This window comes from Blautia aquisgranensis (assembly GCF_040096615.1).
Lineage (GTDB): Bacteria > Bacillota > Clostridia > Lachnospirales > Lachnospiraceae > Blautia_A > Blautia_A aquisgranensis.
In genome coordinates, this window is record NZ_JBBMEJ010000008.1 from 33,190 (window position 1) to 46,016 (window position 12,827).

10 protein-coding genes are annotated in these 12,827 nt (G+C 45.1%); 4 read left to right on the plus strand and 6 right to left on the minus strand.

Annotated elements, in window-relative coordinates:
• The first annotated feature begins 109 nt into the window (after positions 1–109).
• On the plus strand, positions 110–1,465 hold the full coding sequence (gene trkA / locus WMO28_RS07930) for a Trk system potassium transporter TrkA (RefSeq protein WP_349056619.1): 1,356 nt from the start codon (positions 110–112) through the stop codon (positions 1,463–1,465).
• A 15-nt stretch (positions 1,466–1,480) separates the two neighbouring features.
• Positions 1,481–2,920 carry a potassium transporter TrkG gene (locus WMO28_RS07935; RefSeq protein WP_178645427.1) on the plus strand — a complete coding sequence of 480 codons (1,440 nt, stop codon included), beginning with the start codon at positions 1,481–1,483 and terminating at the stop codon, positions 2,918–2,920.
• 279 nt (positions 2,921–3,199) lie between these two features.
• On the opposite strand, the gene WMO28_RS07940 is transcribed toward WMO28_RS07935, so the two are convergent.
• The gene (locus tag WMO28_RS07940) at positions 3,200–4,132 is read right to left on the minus strand and encodes a radical SAM protein (protein WP_349056673.1); all 933 of its coding nucleotides are present in this window, start codon (positions 4,130–4,132) and stop codon (positions 3,200–3,202) included.
• 307 nt (positions 4,133–4,439) lie between these two features.
• On the opposite strand from WMO28_RS07940, the gene WMO28_RS07945 reads away from it, so the two are divergent.
• Complete coding sequence (locus WMO28_RS07945; RefSeq protein WP_178645426.1) at positions 4,440–5,141, plus strand: response regulator; 702 nt, start codon at positions 4,440–4,442, stop codon at positions 5,139–5,141.
• A 51-nt stretch (positions 5,142–5,192) separates the two neighbouring features.
• Entirely contained in the window at positions 5,193–7,811 is a 2,619-nt protein-coding gene (locus WMO28_RS07950; protein WP_178645425.1) for a histidine kinase dimerization/phospho-acceptor domain-containing protein, read from the plus strand.
• Between the two features lie 89 nt (positions 7,812–7,900).
• Here the strand turns inward: WMO28_RS07950 and WMO28_RS07955 are convergent, their stop codons facing one another.
• Genes WMO28_RS07955 through WMO28_RS07975 form a run of 5 tightly spaced genes read right to left on the minus strand, consistent with a single transcriptional unit; the run spans position 7,901 to position 12,816 of the window.
• Entirely contained in the window at positions 7,901–8,395 is a 495-nt protein-coding gene (locus WMO28_RS07955) for a deaminase (RefSeq protein ID WP_178645424.1), read from the minus strand.
• 20 nt (positions 8,396–8,415) lie between these two features.
• Positions 8,416–8,844, minus strand: a complete 429-nt coding sequence (gene rpiB / locus WMO28_RS07960) for a ribose 5-phosphate isomerase B (RefSeq protein WP_178645423.1) — start codon at positions 8,842–8,844, stop codon at positions 8,416–8,418.
• Between the two features lie 13 nt (positions 8,845–8,857).
• Positions 8,858–9,907, minus strand: coding sequence for an L-threonylcarbamoyladenylate synthase (locus WMO28_RS07965; RefSeq protein ID WP_349056620.1), 1,050 nt, complete (start codon positions 9,905–9,907; stop codon positions 8,858–8,860).
• A gap of 11 nt (positions 9,908–9,918) precedes the next feature.
• Complete coding sequence (locus WMO28_RS07970) at positions 9,919–10,500, minus strand: HD domain-containing protein (RefSeq protein ID WP_178645421.1); 582 nt, start codon at positions 10,498–10,500, stop codon at positions 9,919–9,921.
• 57 nt (positions 10,501–10,557) lie between these two features.
• Positions 10,558–12,816: a DUF2298 domain-containing protein gene (locus WMO28_RS07975; protein ID WP_178645420.1), complete on the minus strand. Its 2,259-nt coding sequence runs from the start codon at positions 12,814–12,816 to the stop codon at positions 10,558–10,560.
• Between the last annotated feature and the right edge of the window lie 11 nt (positions 12,817–12,827).

The window sequence follows — 12,827 nt, forward strand, 5'->3', positions numbered from 1 at the left end:
ACTGTTTAAAAATTCTGTTTACAGTGCTATAATATCCTTGCCTATTTTTGCATTGATAGGCACTTTTACTTATGATTGTAGCCATGACCGGCTATTGAAGGAGGAAATTATGCAGGTAATTATTGTAGGCTGTGGCAAAGTTGGCAGAAACCTTGCAGAGCAGCTTCAGGCAGAGGATATTGATATCACTCTCGTCGACACTGTTGCCGACAAGATCAACGACCTCTGTGAAAATATCGACGCTATGGGTATCGTCGGTAATGGTGCCAGCATCAATACTTTAATGGAGGCAGGCGTTGACACTGCGGATATCCTGATCGCAGTAACTGCATCTGACGAACTGAACCTTCTCTGCTGCCTGATCGCACAGAAGGCCAACCACTGTCAGACTATCGCCCGTGTCCGAAACCCAATTTATGGAAAAGAAATCGGCTTCATCAAAGAACGTCTTGGCGTTACCATGATCATTAACCCGGAGCTTGCCGCTGCACAGGAAATCTCAAGGCTTCTCCGTTTTCCATCAGCAATCAAGATCGACACCTTTGCACGTGGCCGTGTAGAACTTCTTAAATTCAAAGTTCTTCCGGAATTTAAACTGGACGGAATGAGCGTATCCCAGGTCTCTGACACTTTCCGCAGCGATATCCTTGTCTGCGCTATCGAGAGTCCTGACAATGTATCCATTCCCGGCGGTGATCACATCATCCACAACGGTGATATGGTTTCCATCCTGGCTTCCCCGCTGAATGCAGCAAGCTTTTTCCGCAAGATCGGCCTTAAGACCAATCAGGTCAAGAACTGCATCATCGTAGGTGGTGGAACCATTTCCTATTATCTTACCCTTGCACTTCTTGATATGAAGATCGGTGTCAAAATCATCGAGCAGAACAAAGAACGCTGTGAGCATTTAAGCGAGCTGCTTCCTGAAGCAACTATTATCAACGGTGACGGAACGAACCGTTCTCTTCTTCTTGAAGAAGGGCTTACAGAATCCGAATCCTTTGTCACCCTTACCAATCTGGATGAGGAGAATGTTTTCCTTGCCCTTTTTGCCAAAAGCATCTCCGATGCCAAACTGGTTGCCAAGGTCAACCGTCTGGAATTCGATGATGTCATTGATACGCTTGATATCGGAAGCATTATTTATCCCAAGAACATCACTGCTGATTATATCCTGCAGTATGTTCGTGCCACACAAAACAGCATCGGAAGCAATGTGGAGACTCTTTATCATATACTGGACGGCAACGCAGAAGCCCTGGAATTCGCCATTCGCGAAGAATCCCAGGTGACAGATATTCCTCTTACAGACCTGAATCTCCGCAAAAATCTTCTGGTCGGCTGCCTTAATCGTAACGGTCGTATCCGCATCCCCCGTGGTCAGGATACCATTCAGGTCGGTGACACTGTTATCATTGTTACTACACACAAAGGCCTCCGTGACATCACAGATATTCTTGCGTAGAAGAGGTACCGAAAAATGAATTATTCGATTATTGTTTATATACTGGGATGGATCATGAACGTAGAAGCTGTATGTATGCTGCTTCCCGGAATCACAGCTCTGATCTACCGTGAAAAAGCCGGCATCGCTTTTCTGATCACAATACTGGCATGTCTGGCTGTCGGCGTTCCGCTGGTCAGCCGCAAACCCACAAGAAAAGCTTTTTATGCACGTGAGGGTCTTGTAACAACAGCACTCAGCTGGATCGTCCTCAGTATTGTAGGTGCTGTGCCTTTTGTGCTCAGCAAAGCTATACCCAACCCTATTGATGCTTTTTTTGAGATTGTTTCCGGATTTACCACCACCGGTTCCAGTATTCTCTCCGATCCCTCACAAATGCCTTACTGTATTAATATCTGGAGGTGTTTTTCCCACTGGATCGGTGGTATGGGAGTTCTGGTATTTATCCTGACACTGTTGCCGCTGGCAGGCGGTTATCACATGAACCTTATGAAAGCAGAGAGTCCAGGTCCTTCTGTAGGTAAGTTGCTGCCGAAAGTTCAGGCGACTGCAAAAATTCTCTATAAGATTTACATTGCCCTGACTGTTGTTCTGATCATACTTCTGCTTCTTGGCGGCATGCCTCTTTATGACAGTCTCTGTGCAGCCTTTGGTACTGCAGGAACCGGCGGCTTTGGCATCAAGGCAGACAGTATGGGAAGCTACAGCTTATATATACAGATTGTGATCACAGTATTTATGATCCTGTTCGGTGTCAACTTTAATGTCTACTTTCTGCTCCTTACAAAAAAGTTTTCACAGGCACTGAAGTCCGAAGAAGTCCGCTGTTATTTTATTGTTATCATTGCTTCCGCGCTGATGATCACCTTCAATGTGCGTCATCTGTTCAACAATGTATGGGAAGCACTTCAACAGAGCTTTTTCCAGGTGGGTTCTATCATCACAACAACAGGATATGCTACCACAGATTACAACCAGTGGCCTGCTGTGTCGCGGACGATTCTGATACTGCTTACTTTCTGTGGAGCCTGCGCCGGAAGTACAGGCGGTGGAATCAAGATTTCCCGTCTTCTGCTTCTTGCAAAATCTGTCCGAAAAGAACTGCATCTTTATCTGCATCCCAACGCAGTCAAAAAGATCAAAATGGACGGCAAGGCAGTTTCTCACGAGGTTATGCGTGCCACCAATATTTACATGATCGTGTATCTTATGATCATGGCTGTATCAATCTTTATCATCAGCTTTGATGAATTTGACCTTGTAACAAACTTTACCGCAGTGGCAACCACACTGAATAACGTAGGTCCTGGTCTTTCGCTGATCGGTCCTACCGGAAATTTCGGGATTTTCTCTCCGCTGTCCAAGCTTATTCTTTCTTTTGACATGCTGGCAGGACGACTGGAGCTTTTCCCGATCCTGATTCTTTTCCTTCGGGAAACATGGAAAAAATTCTAATATTACTTCAAATTCCGGATCAGGCGGATATTGGAAATATACAATCCATACAAAAACAGAAGAAACAGATTGTAACATCTGTTTCTTCTGTTTTTTCTTTTTGCGTCATTTTCTGCTATATTCGCGTCATAATTCACACTCTTTCACATTTTCTTCAAATGTTATTCACATTTTTTTCACATTTATGCTGTATATTATTAGCCATAGAAGGCGATGAGCTTTCTATAAATATTTTTCTTTTTCATACGCGCCGGTACGAAAGTACCGGCCTCCTTCCATTTATGGAGTATTTTTTTCCACACCTTCATAATCGAACTCCGGAATGAAACTCTCCGAAGCAGTTTCCCCTTCCTGGATAAATCCATTCTGAATTCCCATTTCCACAGCAGCATCCAGAACCTTTTCATATTCTCTTTTTATCACCTTCCGGTTTAATTCTTTATATTTCTCGAGTATCCGGACAGGTGTATACTGATTCATAATGCTGATGTAAATATCATTTCCGTAGGTTTCATGAAGATATTTCAGCACTTTCAGCGAATTTCTGGTATGCCCCGGAAGGATCAGATGTCGGACTATCGTTCCCTTTCGGATATATCCCTCTTCATCAAATTCACATTTTCCTGTCTGGCGTACCATTTCTTCTATCGCTTTTCCGGCAGTCTCCGGATAATCCTCAGCATGAGAAAACTTTTGTGCCAGCTCTGCTTCCATATATTTCATATCCGGAAGATATACATCCACGTATCCTTCCAGAAGTTTCAAAGTTTCCACTTTTTCATATCCGCTGGAATTGTAGACTACCGGCAGAACCATGCCTTTTTCCCTGGAAAGTTCAAGAGCCCGGATGATCTGTGGTACATAATGCGCTCCTGTTACCAGATTGATATTAGCTGCACCTTTTTCCTGAAGTTCCAGAAATATCTCACTGAGCCGTTCCACACTCACCGGAAGTCCTCTGCTTCCAATCGCTATATCATGATTCTGGCAAAAACAGCAGCGCAGTCCACAACCGGAAAAGAATACCGCACCCGAGCCTTTTTTTCCGGAAATGCAGGGTTCCTCCCACATATGAAGGGCTGCTCGCGCAATATAAATCCTTTCCTCCATACCGCAAAAGCCTTTTTTTCCAGTGCTGCGGTCGATGCCGCAGTTTCTCGGACACAAACTGCAGGCTGACAGTAATTTTTTTGTAATTTCTGTATCACTCATTCCGTCGTTCACGTTCCATCTCCTGTTATTTCTTATTCTGTCTGGCATCACTGCCCCCAGACTGAACTCTTTTTTCTGTTTTTATTTTATCATATTATATATATCGTTCACAAGACACCCTGCATTATATGCTTCATAACAATCATCAGACTGGTTCCTGCTCACTTGCACCGGTAACGCACAGTTTACACTCTCTGCTGTATATAGTACAATAAAATTATCGGAATTTCATGAAATCTTAAGACTTTTCCCCCTTTCGTCTTAATTTCATCCTGCTATTCTATTACCATCAGGGAGGTACAAAAAAGTGGCTGATATACTTGTTTGCGATGACGACAAAGCCATCGTGGAAGCAATCGAAATCTATCTTACACAGGAAGGCTATCACATTCTGAAAGCCTATGACGGGCAGGAGGCTCTGGATATTCTGAATACCCAAAACGTAGATCTTCTCATCATCGATGTGATGATGCCCCGTCTCGACGGAATCCGTGCAACCGTAAAGATCCGCGAGAGCAATCCTCTGCCAATCATCATCCTGTCTGCAAAATCCGAGGACACAGACAAGATTCTCGGGCTCAACATCGGTGCCGATGATTACATCACCAAACCGTTTAATCCACTGGAGCTGATCGCCCGGGTAAAATCCCAGCTCCGCCGTTATACACAGCTTGGCGCGGCAGCTCCGGTTACATCTGAACATGTCTACACCATCGGCGGTCTTACTGTCGATGATGATAAAAAAGAAGTTCTGGTAGACGGAGAACCGGTCCGCATGACACCCATCGAATACAACATTCTCCTTCTTCTCATAAAAAATCCGGGGCATGTTTTTTCTACCACACAGATCTACGAAAGTATCTGGAATGAAGATGCACTGGCTGCTGACAATACCGTGGCCGTCCATGTACGCCATATACGCGAAAAGATCGAGATCAATCCCAGAGAACCCCGTTATCTCAAAGTTGTCTGGGGACTTGGCTATAAAATCGAAAAACTCAACCGGTAAGCCTTCACCTTAACCGGTTCATGAAGTCTTTGACTTCAGAAAGGGGAACCTATGAATACAAACAAACCTGCACAGGCAAAAAATACTTTTTCAAAAACTATTGCCCTTATCCTCGGTCTTATCCTGCCGCTGAGCCTGTTTTTCTCAGCAGTTCTTATGATCACCGCCGGAATTCGTATGGATTTTATCGACGATCTGAAAACAAAGGATTATTTTCAGTCCCATACTTTTTCCAGCGATTTTTACTCCACCGCTTCTGATATCTTACAGGGCATTTCTGCCAGAGAAATTCTGGATCGTGCTGACGAAAACACTTATATTGATCTTGGCGAGCTTTACAACGAAACATCTCTTTCCTTTAAAAACACTACCGGGCTTGCTTATTCCATCAAAGATCTCCAGGATTTCAGCAAGCAGGACATCGTCTCCGATGATGACTGGATCGTACTGAATCTGACCACTCCGGAAAATGACACAAAATATATGTACTATTCTGATTTTGTAAAAGCTATAGAGGATGGAAGTCTGAAACTCAATCCGGTTTCCGACATGCTGAAAGCGGAAGACATTTCCCAGAGTGACTGGGAGCAGCGGATTCTGAACAGCCTGAAAGCGCAGTATGCTGCAGACGGAATCCGTTCCCAGGAACCCTTGAAGAGCATCACAGACCAGAATGGCAACGTTGTTTATACGGATGTCTCAGACAACCTTGATGTTCCGATCTGGAAGATTCCCTGTGCACCGGATGGCTATGACAGTCTTCTTGACTATATGAATTCTACTTCATCACGGACACGAAATTTCAAGGGATCTCTTTCTGATGCCTTTAATGAGCTGCAAGATGCCCTGTCATTGATTCCTCACTGGCAATCTCGTTCTGACGTTCTAGACCAGTATAGCAAGGACAGCTCCAACATCCGCTACGCCTATGCGAACAATGCCCCCAAAACGCTTTACACGAATACGGATGCCACATATTTATCCGATCTTACAAAGATTCCTGGCTACACTGACAAAAATCCTTATGTGCAGATTCAGATCAATGACACAGACGGAACCAACACAGACAATCAGGCTTGTAAAACCAGCCTGAAGTCTTCCCAGGGTATAAAAAACAGCGAATGGATCAGTCTGCTACGTTCCTCCACCTATGATGAGAACTGCAGCTTTCTGATCTGGATCGATGATACCAGCCTTCCCTTCAGTGATTCCATTCAGACGGCCAGGGACAACTTTAACCGCTACAGAACACTCTTCATCCCTGCTGCCGTAAGCTTTGCGATAAGCTTCCTGCTGCTGATCTTTGTCCTGGTATGGCTCACAGTCCATGCAGGCAGAAAAGATTCTGATGACGAACTGCACCTGAATGCTTTTGACCGGCTCTATACGGAAGCAGCTGCAGCACTTGTCTGCATTCCGGCCCTTGGTGTTCTGACCATTGGACTGAATCTCGGATATTCCACCTACAATGACATTGGCGAAGCAGTCATTATCGGTGTAACTATTTTCCTTATCACAGCTCTGTTCTGGATTGGTTATTTAAGCCTGATCCGCAGGATCAAAGCTCACACTCTATGGAAAAACAGTCTGCTTCGCAGATGCCTGAAGCTTCCCGGTATTCTCCTGAAAAAAGCTGAACATCTGCTTCTGTTCTTTTCCAGAAACACAATCAGCCGTATCCGCATGATGCTTGCGCTTGGTCTCTTTCTGTTCCTGCAGTTCTTTTTCAGTGCTATGTCCTCGGAAACCAGCAGCGTTCTTCTGATACTGCTTCTTTTTATTCTTGATCTGGGTGCTTTTCTCTGGTTCTACCGGATGGCACTGGGGCGTGAGATTCTTCTTGACGGTCTGAAGCGGATCACAGATGGCGAGCTTTCCTACAAGATTCCGGAAGAAAAGCTTCAGGGCGATCAGAAGGAGATCGCTGAATATATCAACCGCATCGGCGACGGCCTGGATGCTGCCGTAGAAAAAAGTCTCAAGGATGAGCGCATGAAGACTGAGCTGATCACCAACGTCTCTCATGATCTGAAAACACCACTGACCTCAATCATCAATTACGTAGATCTTCTGAAACGAAAAAATTTCACAGATCCCGAGGTGATCAATTACCTTGAGATTCTGGATTCCAAGGCACACCGGCTGAAAAGTCTCACAGAGGATGTTGTAGAAGCCTCCAAGGCCAGCACCGGAAATCTTTCTCTTGAAATGGCAGATCTGAATCTTGTGGAAATGCTTTATCAGGTAATGGGCGAATTTGAAGAACGCCTTTCCGAACACCATCTGATGCTGATGACCCATTTTCCGGACACTCCAGCGATTATCTATGCAGACGGAAGACGAATGTGGCGGGTACTTGAGAATCTTTTTGGAAATATCCTGAAATATGCCATGGAAAACACCAGAGTCTATGCGGAAGTACTTGTCGATGACAGTACGGTAAACTTCACGCTGAAAAACATCTCTGCACAGCCCTTGAACATACCGGCTGAAGAACTGACAGAACGCTTTATCCGAGGCGATGTTGCCCGAAATACCGAAGGCAGCGGGCTGGGGCTTTCTATCGCCAAAAGCCTGACACAACTTCAGGGTGGAAGCTTTGATCTTTACCTTGACGGCGATCTTTTCAAGGTCTGCCTGAAATTTCCTCTGAAAAAACCGCTGGCATAATACACTCATGATAAATACAGAAACAGCAGCTGAATTCATAACCCAGCTGCTGTTTCTGTATTTTTACCTTATTTATTGTTCCGGTCTTCTCACACCTTAATCGTAATCTCTCTGTCCGTACGATTATACTTATAATACCGTACCCCTGCTGCATCCAGCATTTTCTTGGACGCGATCACAGACGGAGTATCTGCATACTTGTCACAGTCGTAAACGATCGTCTTGATCCCTGCCTGAATAATAGCCTTCGCACATTCATTACATGGAAACAGTGATACATAGAGCTTGGCTCCTTCCAGGCTTCCGCCTCTGTAATTAAGAATGGCGTTAAGCTCACTGTGTGTCACATAAAGATATTTGGTATCCAGCGGATCTCCCTCTCTTCCCCAGGGAAATTCATCATCAGAGCATCCCTTGGGAAATCCATTATATCCCATGGACAATATCTTGTTATCTTCGCTTACGATACAGGCTCCCACCTGAGAATGGGGATCCTTGGAACGCATGCCGGAGAGCATGGCCACTCCCATGAAATACTCATCCCAGGAAAGATATCCCTGTCGTTTCTGCCCTTTTTTATCCATAAAGCAGCCTCTTTTCTACTTTAGTCTTCGATCATATTGATTCTTCTGATATGTCGTTCCTCATTGGAAAATGGTGTATCCAGGAAAGTATCTACGATCTTCAGTGCAAGTCCAGGTCCTACCACACGACCTCCCATTGCCAGAATATTCGCATTATTATGAAGTCTTGTCGCCTCTGCTGTAAAGCAGTCTGTGCAAAGTGCGGCACGGATTCCCTTGAATTTATTTGCTGTGATGGAAATTCCGATTCCTGTTCCACAGATCAGGATTCCCTTCTCACATTCTCCACTCTGGATAGCCTGTGCAACTTTTTTTCCGTATACCGGATAATCTACGGATTCTGTTCCGTTACATCCAAAATCCTTATATTCCAGACCTCTCTTTTCAAGATGAGCCTTAACCTCCTGCATCAGCTCATATCCACCGTGATCACATCCCAGTGCTATCATTTTCTTTTTCCTCCTATACATGAATAATTTTATGACCAGCCGCTTTCAATAAGCGGTTCATGATCGCCTGTCCCATTTTCGGTGTAAAAAATGCCTCTGAGTAAATGGCACTTACATTACAGCTGTCAAAATCACGCAACACCTCATAAAGATGATGCGCGATCGTCTCCTCCCTGTCACGACTTCCGATGCTCTTTATGATTCCATTTGAATAACAGTCCCTGGTTTCATCCGTTGCAATGATTCCGACTGTCTCTCCATTCTCCCTGGCTTCCTTCGCTCTTTTTTCAATCTCCGCAATCACAAGCTCTGTAGGGCCCTCAACAACCGCCAGATCCGCTTTCGGCGCATAATGGCGGTATTTCATTCCGGGTGCCTTGGGATGTATTTTACTGTCCGGCTTGATCAGTCCTTTATCCATCCGTACATCGCCCAATGTTTCCTGAAGCATTTCCAGGGAAATATATCCTGGTCTTAAGACCACTGGAACATCTTCTGTAAAGTCTACGATCGTAGATTCCAGACCAATATTCACCTGGCCGCCATCAATGATCATGTCAATGGCATCTCCCAGATCCTCTGCAACATGCTGCGCTGTAGTCGGACTCGGTCTCCCTGATGTATTGGCACTTGGTGCTGCCACATAACCTCCTGCTGCAAGGATCAGCTCCTGGGCGATCCTGTCACTTGGAAAACGTACTGCAACACTGTCAAGTCCTCCTGTCGTTTCCTTCGGTACAATATCTGCCTTCGGAAGGATCATGGTCAGCGGACCCGGCCAGTATTTATTCGCAAGGATCCTTGCCTTCTCCGGAACCTCCGTAACGATCCTGTCCAGATCACGGATATCTGCAATATGTATGATCAGCGGATTATCCGACGGTCTTCCCTTCGCCGCATAGATCTTCATAGATGCCTTCGGATCCAGTGCATTGCCTCCAAGACCATATACTGTCTCTGTAGGGAACGCCACAAGCCCTCCGTTCTTCAGGATCTCCCCTCCTCTTCGGATTGCCTCCTCATCAATATGTTCCGCTGTCATTACTGCTATTTCTGCTTTCATCTTACGCCTCATTACTGTCTGATATAAATTCCCTGCTCTTCAATGAAATCTTCCAGATCCTGCAGTGCATCCTGTGCCCAGGTCTCTGACTTCTGAAAAGCCTCCGGGAAAAACATCTCTTTTACAATTTTTTTACCTGTTTCTGTCTTAAATATCTTCTCCGCACTCGTCTTTATATGCTCCTGATCAAGTCCATCCTCGAAATAATTCACCAGGAAATCAGCCTCCACAAGAATCTGATAATCCAGTCCTTCAATATTCTTATATGTATGGTGATGTCCTACCAGATACTCCACTCTTCGGATCACATTCTCCTGAAAGCCCAGTCGGGTCAGCATCTCACGTGCCGCTTCCGGGCCTTCCTGCTCCTGAGTCTTACCATCTGATCTTCCGTATTTCTCCATACCGATCTTGATCCCGATATCATGAACAAGTGCTGCCGCTTCCAGCGTATACAGCTGCTTCTCATCCAGACCTTCCGCCTGACCGATCAGCCTGGAAAAGCTGTGAACCTTTACAAAATGCTGAATATGCTTCGGATCATCCTGATAAAAATGAATCATTTCCATGTAAAGCCTGTCAATCCTGTTCATCCTGTAATCCTCCCTCCGCTGTAATAGTTTTATTATAACGTCACTATGGAAAGCTTGTCAATCCTGCGCCACCTTCACAATATACGTTCCGGACATCTCATCTTCAAAAACAATGCTTCCAAGACTCTGAAGCAAACTGTCATTCAGATTTGTACCGTACTTCTCCTGCTCCTGTCCACCTACAAATATATAAGAAATGTCATATCTCTTAATAAGCTCTTTTACCGTTTCTTCATCTGCAGATGTATAGATCGTTTCTATATCTGCACTTTTTTCATTCAGATCCGGCACATCATTTCTCCAGAGCCATTCATGTACATACCAGCCAAGCACGGTAGGAAGTCCTGTTGACGCGGACACTCTCTCATATCCGGTATAACTGTCTCCATTGGCTTCAAGAACTACAGGTGAGCCCTCAATATTCTCTTTCAGCCAGCGGATCGCAGCTGCATCCTGCGGAAAATCAGTCTCCAGAAATGTGGTCGCATCCAGTCCCTTATACTGAGATGGATTCCAGACTTCTCCAAACCAGGCATGAACCGCATTTCCGAAATATCCCACTGTCCAGATCAGCACAAAAAGTCCCACTCCTGAAAGAATTTTAAATATCTTCTGTCTGGAAACCACAATCAGCCTGTAGATACCATATCCCATGGTCATTCCAAAAAGAATATACGCCTGATATGTGAGCTTGAACATGGTATTTGCCCTGGCATTTCCGTTTTCGTAAATATCTCTTACATACACAAGCTCCGGTATCACAATAAGACCGATCGCACAAAGCCCCATGATCACTGCAAACAGATCCGGTACAGAAATTGCCTCCATCAGCCTGTACAGGCTTTTCTTTTTCATGCCTTTCAGTTTCTCCATAAGAATGGATGCGATCAGAAGCACCGTAAGGATCACAGGAAGCCCCCACAAAATCAGAAGCTGATACCACAGCGTATGATGCTGTGCCAGTGCCACACCCTGTACCATAGTCTCGAATTTCAGTGTAAACGGAAGAATCACCAGATAAGAAATTCCGATGATCTCAACCGCCTGCACGATCGTCACTGCCAGAACACGAACCACTTTTCCTTCAAAACGGATGATATTCGCAAACAGTACAACTCCGCCTGTCACAACAAAATAGATCACAAAATCCCAGTAATTCGTCCACTGGAACATTCCCAGAAGCACAGCTGCCAGCAGAATATGCGGCATAAGAAGCTGTCTCAGCCAGAAATCCCTCAGATCCTGTTTTTCCGGTTCCGTTCCTCTGTTTCGTATCATTTTCATCCATGCATACAGAAGTCCCACCAGGAAGATCACAAACATGACATTTACCACATGTGCATGAAGATCACCCAGCACAAAGGAATAGCATGGGAACTCATGAATCGTCTTGTCGCTGTCATTGACCGGATTATAGCCGATGTAACGTGTGGCATCCGGGAACCAGTAGCTCTCTGTCTCCTCTACTCCCTGTATTTTATGAATCAGAGGAATAACGCAGCGGTATACGATATAGTGGACATTTCCCGCAATGGAAACAGCAATTCCAGCTGTCACGCCAGACAGAGATGGAAGATATTTCTTCTTTCCGCTCATGCGTCCGTATAACCGGTCTTTCGCCATCTGGCGAACCAGCGAAAACGGAAACACAAATGCAAAAGCCGCCACAAAGGTACGCATCAGATTATAGGTCACTTCCACCCTGCTTCCGGTCAGTTTCGTAAGAAATACTGCAAAATACTGACCACCGTAATAATAATTGATCGTTCCCTGCGAATACCACAGATCACGTGCCGGAAGGGTTTTACTTCGCATCATGGCTTCCATAAAGCCGTAGTCCATAAATTTCTCGGTTCCATATGCCTGCGGACGAAAACCTGCCAGATACGTCCACAGAAGAAAGATTCCAAAAAACAGCAGTTCTTCCCTTATGATCAGCTGCATTTTTCCGGCTGGATAGCATTCGATGCCTTTTTTCAGCTGTACATGAAACAGCACTGCACAGATGATCCCACACACAACCGAAACTCCTATGCAGACAGCTGTCGTAAACGGAAGAAGCTCCACAGCCACCAGAAACCATGTGAGAAATCCGGTCACAGCAATAGCAAATACCTTGGAAAACAGCCATCCTTTATCCTCAAAACCTTCAAAAAGCCTTCCCGTCACAGGCATGGCTACCATTCCCATAAAAAGTGCCAGCAGCCACCAGGTCCAGAAAGTCCATACATCTCCTTTCAGAAGATATGCCGACAATCCAACCAGAACAAGGCCGACTATCATCTCCGGAAGTATTTCCCTGATTTTCATTTTCATCTGTCTGTTCC